We start from the raw sequence: 13882 nt of genomic DNA on the forward strand, positions 1-13882 counted from the left end.
TTTTTATCTAGAAATCGTTTTCAAACACTGATGAACATTATACCTATCTCAAGTACAGAATGCTACCTTCTATAAAACAAAAATCAAATATTTTTACAAAAAGCTTAGTATAAAAATGTTTTATTACAAAATATCACCAACAAAAAACCAGACTAACGTCTCTCGCTAGTCTGGTTTACTATCTATTTATTTTTTCACTTCTGTTTTGGCTTCTAAGTCTATCATTTCTTCTTTTGTCTTATCTAATACTAAATAGTTTAATTCATCGTTCGTCATTTTCTTAAGTGATGGGTATCTTATCATAAAGAATACAATACCAAGCACTAACCAAATGAACAACGCGATATAAGAAGGTAATGATAAACTTGCTGGTGATCCTGGGATAAGTAATAAACCTAAGAATATACCAGCGATAATTGCACCGATAATCGCAAATGTTTTGTATTTTGGATGATACATCATGCTTCGTTTATCGTATGAAAATAATTTGAATGCTGATAAACATGTTATGAAATAAGCGATTGAAACACCTGTTGATGACATATCTACAATCCAAGTTAATGCTGTTCTACCTAACCATGGTGCAGCGAGTGCCAATACTAAAATAAATATAATACTAATATACGGTGTATTATATTTTGGGTGTAACTTTTTAAAGACGCTTGGCATAACAGATGCTCTACCCATAGAGAATAACAATCTACTTGAACTCATAAAGAATCCGTTCAATCCTGTGAATATCCCCATCAATATTGCGACGATTAATACTGCTAAACCAACAAACGAGAATGCTTCTTGAACGACTGAACCTGTCACCCATAAATCTCCACCTACAGATGATGCATCTTTAAATAACCAACTTGTTAAAAGTATCATCATCACATAAGTAAGTGCTGAAGCAATCAAACTAAATACGATTAACTTGAACGTCTTACTTGGTGAGAAGTTAAATTCTTCTGCCGTTTGCGGAATATTATCAAAGCCTACATATGCCCATGGTGCAACTGCCAGAATTACAACGATTGAGGCAAGCCATCCCATGTCATTATTGACAACAGGCTTAAGATTTGAGAATGAAAAATCATGCGTGAAAAATGATCCTGCAAATAAAAGTATGACAACAACTGCTAATATCACACAGAATATATATTGCAGACTTCCTGAAAAACTAGAACCTTTTATACTAATCCAAGCAAATATTAACAATATAAGTGAAGATAGTATAATTTCAGTTATGTACACATCCCAACCTGCTACTGTATATAATTTACCTTGTTCTAAAAATCCCGGCATAATAAATTTAAAAAGCAAACTAAATGCAGAGGCGTTTAAAGCAACGATACAAATATATCCAAATGTTAAAAACCATGATGAGAAGAATGATACATATTTACCGAATCCTAAGTATCCGAATGCAAAAGCACCACCTGATACTGGGAACTTTTCAACTAATGCACCGTAACTAACGGCAATAACAATCATCAATAATGCCCCGATAAATATACCGATTGAAGCACCTAATGGTCCAGCCTGACTAATCCAGTCACCTGGTAGTATAAATGCACCCCAACCTATACTTGAGCCGTAAGCAATGGCCCATACAAATTTTTCTGATAAGTTCTGATCTAAATTTCCTCTTGATAAATCTTTCTTTTTCCTAGCCATACATGTTCCACCCTTATTTTTAAATTTCGTGAAACGTAATTAACCTTTAATTAAATTTTCCAAACAGCAATTACGAGTAATAACCAACTTGCTATAAACAATACGCCACCTATTGGTGTAATAGCGCCAAGTATTTTAATTTGTGTTACAGCAAGTATATATAATGAACCACTAAAGAATACTATACCAAATGTCATCAACCATCCAGCTACGTTTAAACTAATAGATGTTGTGCCCATAATGATACCAATTAAAATTAAACCGAGTGCATGATACATTTGGTATGTTGTTGCTTTACCCCATATATCTAAGTATTTAGCCGATAATTTATTTTCTAAACCATGTGCGCCAAATGCACCTGCTGCTACAGCGATGATTGCATTAATTGCACCTATTATAATAAATAATTTCATTTGTTATCTCCCTTTCTTATTTAAAAATCAAATATTGAATCTCCGTTACCTATGCCATCATCTGTTGTTAATTGATTTTCTGCTTTATTTACAGATGGTTCGTTACGCACTTTACCACCCATTTTTCTAATTTCTTCATCTGAAATTTGTGGTTTTGCTTTTGGTGTTGGTTTAGGTGTTGAAGAAATATTTTGTTCTACTTTAATATCGTGCGTTAAATCGTCTTCTTTATCTACCAATCCACTTAACGTATGAATGGCGTGCATGTGGCGATTAAAGACTTCATTTGTTGAAGCATTGTCAGCAGCAACGAGTTCTTCTTCTATTGCAGCAATTAATTGTGATCTACTTATCATTAAATGTCACCTCCACACCAATTAATGGACTCTTTACCACTTGCAATAAGATATTCATTCGTCTTACTAAATGGTTTAGACCCAAAGAATCCTCTATAAGCCGATAATGGACTTGGATGTACAGATTGTATAATATGATGGCGTTCTGTATCAATAAGCTTGATCTTAGATTGTGCAGGTTTACCCCAAAGTATAAACACAACATCTTCTAATTCACTGGAAACATGTTTAATAATTTCATCAGTAAATATTTCCCAGCCAATATTTTTATGTGAATGTGCTTGATGTGCTTCTACTGTTAAGACGGTATTTAAAAGTAATACACCTTCCTTAGCCCAATCTTGCAAGTGAGGTGTCGTTCTCTTACAACCTATATCGTCTTCTAGTTCTTTATAAATATTTCTTAATGAAGGTGGGAATTTTGCGTCTGGTTGTACTGAAAAAGCTAAGCCATGCGCTTGATTCGGACCATGATAAGGATCTTGCCCGAGAATAACCACTTTCACATGATCTAAAGGTGTTAAATCAAATGCTTGATAAATATTTTCTCTATCAGGATAAATCGTCTTACTACTATATGCTTCTTCTAAAAATGACTCCATTTCAGAAAAATCATGTTCGGATTTTATTTTATGAAATATTTGTTGCCAATCCATATTATTCACCTCAATAAAAATGATAACATAGCACTCAAGAAAAGGTCATAACTATTTTTTACAATTAAAAAACGTGATATGATAAAATATATGAATTATTGGGAGGAATCATCAATGGCATTAAAAAAAGTCTTAACAATAGCAGGATCAGACACAAGTGCTGGAGCTGGAATGCAAGCAGATTTAAAGACATTCCAAGAGCATGACACATATGGAATGGTTGCATTAACAGCAGTCGTTACAATGGACCCACAAACATGGTCACACGACGTAACACCATTACCTCTTGATTTACTAGATAAACAATTAAACACAGCTATTTCAATCGGACCAGATGCAATTAAAACAGGTATGCTTGGTTCTGAAGAAATTATTAAACGTGCACGTCAAACATATGACGAAGCAGACGCTGAAATTTTCGTAGTTGACCCTGTAATGGTATGTAAAGGTGAAGACGAAGTACTTAACCCGGGAAATACTGATGCAATGATTAAAGAACTATTACCAAAAGCAACAGTCGTTACACCAAATTTATTTGAAGCTGGCCAACTTTCAGGTTTAGGTAAACTAAGCTCAATTGATGATATGAAAAAAGCAGCAGAAAAAATCCACGAACTTGGTGCACAATATGTTGTCATTAAAGGTGGAAAAGCTTTAGAATCAGATAAAGCTTATGACTTATATTATGACGGACAAAAGCACGTCCTATTATCAACAGATAAATTCCAATCAAGTTATAACCACGGTGCAGGTTGTACATTCGCAGCTGCAACAACAGCTAACTTAGCAAACGGCGAATCACCAGAAGATGCAATCATACATGCAAAAGCATTCGTAGCATCAGCTATTAAAAACGGTTGGAAAATGAACGACTTCGTAGGTCCAGTAGATCACGGCGCTTCAAACCGTATCGAAAAAATAGAAGTATATACTGAAGAAGTATAATAAAAAGCTGTACGCGTGTGCGTACAGCTTCATAATGTCGACAACGTCTTAGACTTTGTTGGCATTTTTTTGTGGGAGTGATAGGGAAGTGGTACTATTTTGATGTCTCTTATAAACACTTCTGGCTAAACTTGTTCATAACGAGGGTGTTGTGAACACTTCTCGCCAAACTTGTTCATAACGAGGGCGTTAATTACAAAAGTTAGCTGAAATGTTACTAAGGACGTCTATAGTTACAAAACTCAGCTGAAGTGTTACTAAGGATAGCCATAGTTACAAAACTCGGTCGAAGTGTCACTATGGACCTCCTTAATTACAAAACGCGTCAGAACTGTAAATATGACACACAGTATTTGCACCTTCAGCCAAAACTGCTTTTAACAGCCCCACTATTTGCACTTCTCGCCAAAACTGCTAATAACGACAAGAGTCCACCACATGGGCTTCTCAAACCCAACACCCAAATATAAGCAAAAGCCGAGACAACTTTTCGTGTCTCGGCTTCATTCAATACGATACGCACATGCGTACAGCTTTTCTATTATGATTTCATGATACTAAATTCTGCTGTGACTTTCGCCACTTCTTTACGGTTCTTAAATAATGTCATTTGATATTGATAAAATGCATTATCTCCCTCTTTAGTTTCATTTAAACATTCTAATTCTGCGATGTAATTTTCTAATGTCATAATACGTTCTGTCTGTTCAAACTCACTTTTAATTTGTTTAAGTTTTGTATCATTTCTCATAAATGGCTTAAAACTATTAAACTCTCGAAGTACGCTTAATAAATATTGAACTGGTACTTCTTCATAGTACTGATACCCCATTATATTACAATAATCTAAAACCGCTTCATCGTTAAATGAAATGCGCATTGTTTCCAATAATTCCACCCGCCATTTCTTGAGGCTAATCTCAGTTGTAATTGTACTTTAAAGAGTATCATCATTCAAGTGAATTTTTACTATGACTTATTACTCTAAATGTCGTCTTCTTCACTTAAATACGCATTATTATCTAGTATAACTTCCACATTAGGATGATTATACAAAACAGAGGCAGGTAAGTCTGTCGTAATGTCACCAGTTAGTAATCGTTTAATTGCTTCTGCTTTCTTCGGTCCATAAGCTAATAGTATAATACGTTTAGCTTTCATAATAGATTGAATACCCATAGAAATTGCTTGCTCTGGGACTTCTTCAATCGTTTCAAAGTATCTACTATTCGCTTCTATTGTAGACTCTGTTAAATCAACAATACTTGTCAAACTATCAAATGAAGTTCCTGGTTCATTGAAACCAATATGGCCATTTTCTCCAATACCTAGAATTTGAACATCTATTGGTCCTTCTTGATCTAATAATGCTTCATAACGTTTTGTTTCTGCTTCTAAATCTTCTGCCGAACCGTTTGGTAAATGTATACGTGATTCGTTCCAAGATGGTAAATGATTAAAGAGCACGTCATGCATATATGTGTAGTAACTTTCTGGATGATCATAATCGATACCAATATATTCATCTAAATTAAATGTCGTGATTTCACTCAAATCAATTTCATTAATTCTAATCAGATTCACAAGTTGTTCGTATACACGAACCATCGTTCCACCAGTTGCTAATCCAAGTACACTTTTTTTATTTGAAATAATTTGCTTTAATAACTCATTCGCAACATAGTGACATGCTTCCTCTTTAGATCCTAAATTTATGATTTGCATAATTATCCCTCTATTTCTTTTATAAATCTTTTGGCTATTTCTAAAGGTCTCGTAATAGCTCCACCTACGACTGTACAATGTACACCTAATTCTGTTACACGTTTAAACATTTCAGGAGTAATAACGTTTCCTTCTGCGATTACTTTTGCGTTAACATTGTCTAATACATCTTTTAAAAATTGAAAATCATTTTCGTATAATACATGACCTTTTGTATATTCTGTGTAGCCTCTTAAAGTTGTACCAACATAGTCGAAACCTAATTTATCTGCCTGAATGGCTTCTTCTAAATCAGAGACATCTGCCATAATTTCAACATTTGGCGCTTTCTCTCTAATATATGATACAAGTTCTTCAAGTGATTCTTTTGGTCTTTCTTGTTTAGTCGCATCTAACGCAATGACTTCACAACCACTTTCAATTAATTCATCGACTTCTTTTGAAGTTGCTGTGATAAATACCTTTGAACCTTCATAATCACGTTTTACAATTCCGATTACAGGTAAATCAATTTCTTCTTTAATAGCGATAATATCTTCTTTAGTATTCGCTCTAATACCTTTAGCACCTGCTTGAGATGCAGCTAATGCCATCTTACTCATGATAAAAGATGAATGTAATGGTTCATCCGGTAAAGCCTGACATGACACGATTAATCCTTGTGGTAACATTTATAAAAACACTCCTTATTGATTTTCTAATGCTTCTTCTACTTCATTTTTTATAGTCGTAACATGCGGACCATAAATGATTTGAATACCCGTTCCTTTTTTAACGATCCCTCTAGATTCTGTCGTCTTAATGAGATCTTCATTGAACAAATGTTCATCATTAATCGTTACACGTAATCTTGTTGCGCAACAATCAACTGTATCTATGTTTTCTTTTCCACCTAAACCTTTAATAATTGTTTCGGCACGTTCACTTGCTTCAACAGTTTGCACAGCTTCACTATCTTCACGTCCTGGTGTCTTAAAGTTAAATTTCGTAATTAAAAATCTAAATGTTACATAGTATAAGAAGAACCAAACTATACCGATAGGAATGACTAATAAATAGTTCGTCTTACTATTCCCTTGTAACACACCGAAGAGGATATAATCAATGAATCCGCCACTAAAGGTTTGACCGACAGTGATGTTAAATATGTCAGCCATCATAAATGCTAAACCATCAAATATTGCATGGATAACATATAATACTGGTGCTATGAATAAGAAACTAAATTCAAGTGGTTCTGTAATACCTGTTAAGAATGATGTTAATGCTGCAGAAAGCATTAAGCCCCCTACTACTTTTTTCTTCTCTGGTTTAGCTGTGTGGTAAATTGCTAAAGCTGCACCAAGCAACCCGAACATCATTGTAATAAAACGACCAGACATGTATCTAGAAATACCTGAATAATAATGTGTTAAATCTGCATCTCCTAATTGTGCAAAGAAGATATTTTGAGTCCCTTGAATGATTTTCCCGTTAATTTCCATCGTACCACCAAGTGCAGTTTGCCAGAATGGTAAGTAGAATATATGGTGTAAGCCAAATGGCCCAAGCATACGTAATATAAATCCATAAATAAACGTCCCGATAACACCCGTTTTATTAACAAGACCACCCGCATTGAATATCCAACCTTGAATCGTTGGCCAAACAAAGAACAAAATAACACCTAGTACGATTGACGCAATTGACGTTACAATCGGTACGAATCTCGATCCACCAAAGAATCCTAAGAACGGTGGCAATGTGATTTTGTTATATTTATTGTGTAGCATGGCAGTCATAATACCGACGATAATCCCACCGAATACACCTGTTTCGACAGTTTGAATACCTAGTACCATACCTTGTCCTGCTTTAGCTAACTCTTCTGGTGCTGCAACATTATCCGTAATCGTTAATAATGCGTTCATCGTCGCATTCATAATTAAGAATCCTAACATTGCTGCTAAACCTGCTGTACCTTTATCACTTCTTGCTAAGCCTATCGCAACCCCGATTGCGAATAATACTGGTAAATTCGCAAAAACGATATTCCCCGCTGATGACATTAAAATAAATATGTACTGTAATAAATCTACGTCTAAAATCGGATATGCTTTAATTGTGTTTGGATTACTTAAAGCACCCCCGATACCTAATAACAACCCTGCTGCAGGTAAAATTGCTATGGGTAACATAAATGATTTCCCGAATTGCTGTGCTTTATCAAAAATTTTACTCATTCGAACACCTACCTCCTTATTTACCCTAAATATAACACCATGAAAATTATAGTCAACTTTATTATTTGTTTTGAAAAATATTTTCAATTATAATGTTATTTATTCTATAAATTGAGGTGTCCTTCATGAATTTTGAAAATCGTATTCAACAATTTTCATACCTTTTCACAAAGTCTGATGAAAAGATTGCTAGATTTATACTCGATCATCCAGTTGGCGATCATTTTTCAACAATTACTTCATTAGCTTATGCAATTGGTGTATCAACTTCTAGCATTACAAGATTTAGTCATAAATTGAACTATCAACATTTTCAAGATATGAAGTTCAATATTCAACAAACTTATGAGAAGACGGATATTCAAAACGTTCCACTCATTAAAAGAATCCACGAATATCATCAAACGCTTATACAACAAACTGGTGAATTTATATCTAACGATAAAATTAATCAACTGATTGATATTTTAACTAATAGTCGTCAAACGCTTTTTGCAGGTTTAGGGAGTTCTGGTTTAACAGCAACTGAATTCTATTATCGAACGATGAGAATGGGCATAGCTGGAAGTTCTGTAACTGATGCGCATCAAATGAAAATTGGTGCTTCGCTATTAAATCAAAATGATGCGTTAATTGCTTTTTCTAATAGTGGCAAGACAGAAGAACTGATTAATGCTGCTAAAATTGCTAAATCTCAAGGGGCAACTGTTATTGCGATTACAAACTATGCTGGCAGTGAACTGACTGCTTATTCTGACATTGTCATCATGACGATTGATCAAACGAGAGTGAACGATAAACAATTCATTAACACACAAATTTCAGCACATTTCTTGATTGATGTTGTCAGTTATATGTTGTTAGAGCGAAAAGATAATATGAATCTTTATCAGCATACGAGAGACGTCATACTTCAAGACAATAAATCATAACTTGTGAGCAGAATGTATATAAATTTACTCAAGAATTTAGTAGAATAGTAAAGTATATACTATGAGGAGTGAAAGGCATGGAATTAATTCAAGTAGATCAAGTACAATCACTAATATCGGAATATGAAAATAAGCCAGTTTATCTCCATGTAGAAACAACAAATGGTGCTTATGCAAACCATTTTGATAGCAAAGTATTTAATGCTGGTACATTTTTAAGAAATATTCAAGTTACTTTTACACACGCACATTTAACGGGCGGTAATAAAGAACCTTATCGTGTTGGTTTAAAATTAGACAACAATGGTTGGGTTTATGTTCAAGGATTAACACATTATGAAGTAACTGAAAATAACGAACTATTAATAGCGGGACTAAATTATGAAGGACAACTTGCTGCAACTTTAGAAATTAGTAGCAATCCTTTCAAGGATTAAGAGGTGAATACAATGAATGACGAAAGACAAGTATTAGTTATTTTTCCACATCCAGACGACGAAGCATTTGGAACATCTGGTACATTAAGTAAGTTCGTGGACAATGGTACACCTGTAACTTACGCGTGTTTAACGTTAGGACAAATGGGCCGTAACCTAGGTAACCCACCTTTTGCTACACGTGAATCTTTACCATTTATAAGAGAACGTGAATTAGATGCAGCAGCTGAAGCGATCGGTATCACGGATTTAAGAAAAATGGGCTATAGAGATAAAACAATCGAATTTGAACCTAAAGATGAATTAGATAATATGGTAAAATCATTAATAGATGAACTTAACCCATCATTGATTATTTCATTCTATCCTGGTTATTCCGTTCACCCCGACCATGAAGCAACTGCAGAATCTGTTGTAAGAACAGTCAGTCGTATGGAAGCATCAGCAAGACCTAAATTACACCTTGTGGCATTTAGTAATGACACATACAGCGATTTAGGCGAACCGGATATTAATATAGATATTACTGGATACGAAGAACGCAAGATGAAAGTCCTTAAAGCTCATGCGTCTCAAACAGGTCCAATGTTACAAAACCTTGCTTCAAATACTCAAGAAGGTGAAGCGGCTAAAGATATGTGGATGAAGACAGAACATTTCTGGACATATCATATTGAATAGATAGTGGAGGCAATGTGAATGACACAATTAGATTTATCAACACGTGAAGCGCGCTGGAAATATTTCGGTTCAGTTGACCCTATTAAAGGTACGAAACCAACTGAAAAAGAAAAGATGCCTGATTTACAAAGCTCTAAGAAAGATTTCCTGTTCGAAATTGAACATGTTGGTATCAAGAACTTAATTTACCCTGTAAGAATTGATGATTTTCAAACAGTTGGAAACTTCGAATTTTCAACTAGTTTAAATCAAGACGAAAAAGGTATTAATATGAGCCGTATTATCGAAAGTGTTGAAAAACATTATGATAACGGTGTAAAACTAGATTTCGATCATCTAACAACATTATTAAATACACTACAAACTGCAATGATTCAAAATACTGCATCAGTAGATGTAACAGCAAAATGGTTCTTTAACCGCTTTAGCCCAGTTACAAACCAAAAGGCAGTCGGTCATGCAGATATTAGATATATCTTATCCGTTTCAGAAGATAAAATAACAAAGAAATCTTTAGGTATAGAAGTACCTGTAACAACGTTATGCCCATGTTCTAAAGAAATTAGTGAATACTCCGCTCATAATCAGCGTGGTATTATCACAGTCCTAATTGATTTAGATCCAGAAGTAAGCCTACCAGATAACTATAAAGATATTGTATTAGACGGTATGGAGGCTAACGCAAGTTCAATGTTATATCCAATCTTGAAACGAACTGACGAAAAAGCCGTAACAGAAAGAGCATATGAGAATCCAAGATTTGTAGAAGATTTAATTAGATTGGTAGCAGCTGATTTAGTAGAATTAGAATGGATTCAAGGATTTGAAATCGAATGCAGAAACGAAGAATCTATACATCAACACGATGCATTCGCAAGATTAAAATATACTAAGTAATTTAAATAGAGAACGGACCGACGTAGAAAAGTCGGTCCGTTTTTTGGTTGTGGATGCGGGAGGGCTATTGGTTGATCTTCATGAAAGCAGTACAGTCATATTTATCTAATGACAGTAACTCATTCTTTTCATAAAAATTGATAGTTTTTTCTGATGTGTCCGTCATTAATACAACTTGTCTGACATGATTAAATCGTTCTTTAATCATATTTAAAAGCTTGCTACCTATTCCGTTACCTTGATAATCAGGATCTATAAGAATATCTTGTACATATGCAATTGAATGATCATCGCTTATAATTCTAGTCAATCCAACTAATTGATCATTATCCCATACAGTTACAAAGTAACAAGTATTTTTTAATAGCACCGTCATATCTTCATTATTCTTTACATATACATCCCAACCGACACTTAAATATAACTTTTGTAAATCCTCATTGTTAGGTATTCTCTTTATTGAATATTCCATGGTGATACCCCCTATTATTGCTTAATCATCAAGTTATCAAAAGTCCATATTATTATAATAAGGTAATTATACATTATTATGGTCGTTTGTGATGTTGTTATAAGTTGGTATTCCGTTTTCGGGTCGATATTTTTATTTATCGGCCTGTAAATCCCGTTTTCGGGTCGATATTTTATTTTATCGGTCCATATTTCCCGTTTCTGGATCGCTAATTTTTCTTATCGGTCCATATTTCTCGTTTCTGGACCGATAATTTTCCATATCGGTCCATATTCCTCACCCCAGCCCGATATTCCCACCATTCTCTATAAAGAAAAGAGCAACAGCCTAAGCTATTGCTCTCCTCTTATTATGAATTTACTTCTTCTGTTTCAATCCACGGGTTATTTTGTATTAATTTTGTGATTTGTTCTGTAAATAATTTAACGCGTAATTTAATATCATCTACATCTACATAATATGTGCCGTCTTCTGTTTTACCATAGTCTGCATCTTGTGTTGAGATTTGGACTGGCACTGCAATACCTAATAAGTTTCTCATAATAATACGTAAATGTGATAATGGTTCTGTACTGCGCATACCACCACTATTACATATTAAGCCTACAGGTTTCATTTTAAATTGATCCATCGTTAAATGATCTAATGCATTTTTCAGTATACCTGAATATGAACCGTGATAATTTGGTGTACCGATAATAATTGCATCGGCGTCTTCAGCTTTCTCACGTAATTCATTTACATTATCTTTAACGCGTTCGTCATTTAAATGCTTGCCTGATACATCTAGAAACGGTATTTGTTTATCATATAAATCAAACAATGTTACTTCCGCACCTTGTTCTTCTAAATTACCTCGAACAAATTGTGCTAGTGCATGTGTATGTGAATATTGTTTTGCGCTACCTACAATAAGTAATACTTTCAATGTTGTCACCTCAAAATTTTAATGATTATCATTACCGACCATTATAACATACAAAAAAACTATGAATTCAAATTTATAGGAAAATCATTCTTTTGGACGATGTTTTAGCGGTCATAATCTTTGAGTGCATGTATAATCGCTTTACCTACACCACTATGTTCATTAGTGTCTGTAACATAATCTGCTATCTCTTTAACTTCGGGTGCACCATTTTCCATGGCAACTGCATATCCTGCTTTTTCTAACATAGAAACGTCATTTAAATTATCACCAATTGCCATTACATCTGACATTGGAATGTTTAATTGATTTGCTATTTCTTCTAAAGCAATACCTTTTTGAGCATCTGAATGCGTAATTTCGATATTCCCTCTTGATGAAGAAGATACAGCTAAACTTTTTGATTCTGAAATTTCAGCTTTAGCTCTATCAATTTTAGTTAAGTCACTCGCAAAGGCCAATATTTTCAAAATGATTTCGCCTGGTCTATTTTCGATTTCATCGTAACTATCGACAGTTTTTAAAGTACCGTTGTCAATTCTACTTTGAATGTTGGCACGAATTTTTTTAACATCTGCTTTTTGACCTGCTTTTTCAGCAATATCAACGTATATTTCTAAATCTTTTTCTGGGTCTTCTGTATATATACCGAAGTTTGTATATACTTGATAATAAATATCTTCTTTATTTAAGACGCCTGTAATTTTATTGATTAATGGACGCGTTAATTTAGATGTATGAACGATGTTGAATTCTTCATCTCTTACTTCTGCACCATTTAAACAAATATATGGTAATGTTAAATCTGTTTTTTCAATTGGACTGTTTGCTTCATAAAATGCTCTACCCGTAGCTATAACGACAGTTATCCCTTTAGATTGTGCATACTTTATTGCTTCATAATTTTCATTAGAAACTTCATGTGCAGCGTTTAATAAAGTACCATCCATATCTGTTGCGATTAACTTAATCATGAAAGTAACCTCTTTTCTTTATATTCAACATAAATTTTAACAAATAACAGTAATAATCTCTATGAATCTGTATTATTCTGCTTAATTTGTTTTTTTAAAATCCTTTTTTCCTTAAAAAATGTTCGTAACATGTCACCACATTCTTGTTCGAGTATCCCTCTTTCAACTGTAGCTCGATGATTGAAGCGTGTATCTTCTATTAAATTCATTAAGCTACCACTACAACCGCCTTTTAAATCTGTCGCGCCGTATACGACATGAGGAATTCTACTCATAACAATAGCGCCTGAACACATAACACAAGGCTCTAACGTAGCATATAATGTTGTCTCTTCAAGACGCCATGAATTAAGGTACTTGGCCGCTTCTTGTATCGCAATCATTTCAGCGTGCGCTACAGGGCTTTGATCATGTTCTCTTAAATTATGTCCTATGCCAATTACTTCATCTTTATAAACAATTATTGCGCCAATCGGTACTTCATCCATTGCCCAAGCTTTTTTTGCTTCTTCAATTGCAAGTTTCATATATTTTTCATGCACGCTACATTTCACTCCGTTTAATTTGTGATAGAATAAG

At 34.1% G+C, this 13882-nt stretch carries 17 protein-coding genes; 5 read left to right on the plus strand and 12 right to left on the minus strand.

Features of this window, described 5'->3' with window-relative positions; genetic code table 11:
• Window positions 1-186 precede the first annotated feature (186 nt).
• Genes MHH94_RS13185 through MHH94_RS13200 form a run of 4 tightly spaced genes read right to left on the minus strand, consistent with a single transcriptional unit; the run spans window position 187 to window position 3090 of the window.
• Window positions 187-1665, minus strand: a complete 1479-nt coding sequence (locus MHH94_RS13185) for an APC family permease (RefSeq protein ID WP_049319463.1) — start codon at window positions 1663-1665, stop codon at window positions 187-189.
• Between the two features lie 50 nt (window positions 1666-1715).
• Window positions 1716-2078, minus strand: coding sequence for a DUF423 domain-containing protein (locus MHH94_RS13190; protein WP_058590865.1), 363 nt, complete (start codon window positions 2076-2078; stop codon window positions 1716-1718).
• Window positions 2079-2098: 20 nt separating this feature from the next.
• Complete coding sequence (locus MHH94_RS13195; protein ID WP_048541406.1) at window positions 2099-2434, minus strand: DUF5327 family protein; 336 nt, start codon at window positions 2432-2434, stop codon at window positions 2099-2101.
• Complete coding sequence (locus MHH94_RS13200; protein ID WP_048541405.1) at window positions 2434-3090, minus strand: uracil-DNA glycosylase; 657 nt, start codon at window positions 3088-3090, stop codon at window positions 2434-2436. Before MHH94_RS13200 ends, MHH94_RS13195 begins: the two co-directional genes overlap by 1 nt.
• A 114-nt stretch (window positions 3091-3204) precedes the next feature.
• Here MHH94_RS13200 and thiD point away from each other — a divergent pair, with 114 nt between their 5' ends.
• On the plus strand, window positions 3205-4035 hold the full coding sequence (thiD, locus tag MHH94_RS13205) for a bifunctional hydroxymethylpyrimidine kinase/phosphomethylpyrimidine kinase (RefSeq protein ID WP_048541403.1): 831 nt from the start codon (window positions 3205-3207) through the stop codon (window positions 4033-4035).
• A gap of 541 nt (window positions 4036-4576) precedes the next feature.
• Here the strand turns inward: thiD and MHH94_RS13210 are convergent.
• The 4 genes from MHH94_RS13210 to MHH94_RS13225 form a co-directional block, all read right to left on the minus strand.
• Window positions 4577-4915, minus strand: coding sequence for a hypothetical protein (locus tag MHH94_RS13210; protein WP_228065195.1), 339 nt, complete (start codon window positions 4913-4915; stop codon window positions 4577-4579).
• Window positions 4916-5019: 104 nt separating this feature from the next.
• The gene (gene nagB, locus MHH94_RS13215) at window positions 5020-5760 is read right to left on the minus strand and encodes a glucosamine-6-phosphate deaminase (RefSeq protein WP_048541400.1); all 741 of its coding nucleotides are present in this window, start codon (window positions 5758-5760) and stop codon (window positions 5020-5022) included.
• 2 nt (window positions 5761-5762) lie between these two features.
• On the minus strand, window positions 5763-6431 hold the full coding sequence (locus MHH94_RS13220) for an N-acetylmannosamine-6-phosphate 2-epimerase (protein WP_048541398.1): 669 nt from the start codon (window positions 6429-6431) through the stop codon (window positions 5763-5765).
• 15 nt (window positions 6432-6446) lie between these two features.
• Window positions 6447-7982 (minus strand): PTS transporter subunit EIIC, encoded by a 1536-nt coding sequence (locus tag MHH94_RS13225; protein ID WP_048541395.1) that lies wholly within the window; start codon window positions 7980-7982, stop codon window positions 6447-6449.
• Between the two features lie 125 nt (window positions 7983-8107).
• On the opposite strand from MHH94_RS13225, the gene MHH94_RS13230 reads away from it, so the two are divergent.
• The 4 genes from MHH94_RS13230 (at window position 8108) to folE2 (ending at window position 10929) form a co-directional block, all read left to right on the plus strand.
• Window positions 8108-8914: a MurR/RpiR family transcriptional regulator gene (locus MHH94_RS13230; protein WP_078355017.1), complete on the plus strand. Its 807-nt coding sequence runs from the start codon at window positions 8108-8110 to the stop codon at window positions 8912-8914.
• Between the two features lie 77 nt (window positions 8915-8991).
• On the plus strand, window positions 8992-9351 hold the full coding sequence (locus MHH94_RS13235; RefSeq protein ID WP_025904884.1) for a YojF family protein: 360 nt from the start codon (window positions 8992-8994) through the stop codon (window positions 9349-9351).
• Window positions 9352-9363: 12 nt separating this feature from the next.
• Complete coding sequence (gene bshB2 / locus MHH94_RS13240; RefSeq protein ID WP_037589936.1) at window positions 9364-10032, plus strand: bacillithiol biosynthesis deacetylase BshB2; 669 nt, start codon at window positions 9364-9366, stop codon at window positions 10030-10032.
• 18 nt (window positions 10033-10050) lie between these two features.
• Window positions 10051-10929: a GTP cyclohydrolase FolE2 gene (gene folE2, locus MHH94_RS13245; RefSeq protein WP_048541390.1), complete on the plus strand. Its 879-nt coding sequence runs from the start codon at window positions 10051-10053 to the stop codon at window positions 10927-10929.
• Window positions 10930-10993: 64 nt separating this feature from the next.
• Here folE2 and MHH94_RS13250 read toward each other — a convergent pair whose 3' ends face one another.
• The 4 genes from MHH94_RS13250 to tadA all read right to left on the minus strand — a co-directional run bounded on the left by MHH94_RS13250 (window position 10994) and on the right by tadA (window position 13845).
• Complete coding sequence (locus MHH94_RS13250) at window positions 10994-11401, minus strand: GNAT family N-acetyltransferase (RefSeq protein ID WP_048541388.1); 408 nt, start codon at window positions 11399-11401, stop codon at window positions 10994-10996.
• Between the two features lie 349 nt (window positions 11402-11750).
• Window positions 11751-12329 carry an NADPH-dependent FMN reductase gene (locus MHH94_RS13255; protein WP_048541386.1) on the minus strand — a complete coding sequence of 193 codons (579 nt, stop codon included), beginning with the start codon at window positions 12327-12329 and terminating at the stop codon, window positions 11751-11753.
• Between the two features lie 104 nt (window positions 12330-12433).
• The gene (locus MHH94_RS13260) at window positions 12434-13303 is read right to left on the minus strand and encodes a Cof-type HAD-IIB family hydrolase (RefSeq protein WP_048541384.1); all 870 of its coding nucleotides are present in this window, start codon (window positions 13301-13303) and stop codon (window positions 12434-12436) included.
• Window positions 13304-13362: 59 nt separating this feature from the next.
• Window positions 13363-13845, minus strand: coding sequence for a tRNA adenosine(34) deaminase TadA (gene tadA, locus MHH94_RS13265; protein ID WP_340841415.1), 483 nt, complete (start codon window positions 13843-13845; stop codon window positions 13363-13365).
• Between the last annotated feature and the right edge of the window lie 37 nt (window positions 13846-13882).

The organism is Mammaliicoccus sp. FSL K6-3158, assembly GCF_038005105.1.
In the GTDB taxonomy this organism is placed as follows: Bacteria; Bacillota; Bacilli; order Staphylococcales; family Staphylococcaceae; genus Mammaliicoccus; species Mammaliicoccus sciuri.

Bases quoted from the DNA above. Each gene is read 5' to 3' on its own strand.
- MHH94_RS13185 (WP_049319463.1), bottom strand. From the start codon at position 1,665: ATGGCTAGGAAAAAGAAAGATTTATCAAGAGGAAATTTAGATCAGAAC.
- MHH94_RS13190 (WP_058590865.1), bottom strand. From the start codon at position 2,078: ATGAAATTATTTATTATAATAGGTGCAATTAATGCAATCATCGCTGTA.
- MHH94_RS13195 (WP_048541406.1), bottom strand. From the start codon at position 2,434: ATGATAAGTAGATCACAATTAATTGCTGCAATAGAAGAAGAACTCGTT.
- MHH94_RS13200 (WP_048541405.1), bottom strand. From the start codon at position 3,090: ATGGATTGGCAACAAATATTTCATAAAATAAAATCCGAACATGATTTT.
- thiD (WP_048541403.1), top strand. From the start codon at position 3,205: ATGGCATTAAAAAAAGTCTTAACAATAGCAGGATCAGACACAAGTGCT.
- MHH94_RS13210 (WP_228065195.1), bottom strand. From the start codon at position 4,915: ATGCGCATTTCATTTAACGATGAAGCGGTTTTAGATTATTGTAATATA.
- nagB (WP_048541400.1), bottom strand. From the start codon at position 5,760: ATGCAAATCATAAATTTAGGATCTAAAGAGGAAGCATGTCACTATGTT.
- MHH94_RS13220 (WP_048541398.1), bottom strand. From the start codon at position 6,431: ATGTTACCACAAGGATTAATCGTGTCATGTCAGGCTTTACCGGATGAA.
- MHH94_RS13225 (WP_048541395.1), bottom strand. From the start codon at position 7,982: ATGAGTAAAATTTTTGATAAAGCACAGCAATTCGGGAAATCATTTATG.
- MHH94_RS13230 (WP_078355017.1), top strand. From the start codon at position 8,108: ATGAATTTTGAAAATCGTATTCAACAATTTTCATACCTTTTCACAAAG.
- MHH94_RS13235 (WP_025904884.1), top strand. From the start codon at position 8,992: ATGGAATTAATTCAAGTAGATCAAGTACAATCACTAATATCGGAATAT.
- bshB2 (WP_037589936.1), top strand. From the start codon at position 9,364: ATGAATGACGAAAGACAAGTATTAGTTATTTTTCCACATCCAGACGAC.
- folE2 (WP_048541390.1), top strand. From the start codon at position 10,051: ATGACACAATTAGATTTATCAACACGTGAAGCGCGCTGGAAATATTTC.
- MHH94_RS13250 (WP_048541388.1), bottom strand. From the start codon at position 11,401: ATGGAATATTCAATAAAGAGAATACCTAACAATGAGGATTTACAAAAG.
- MHH94_RS13260 (WP_048541384.1), bottom strand. From the start codon at position 13,303: ATGATTAAGTTAATCGCAACAGATATGGATGGTACTTTATTAAACGCT.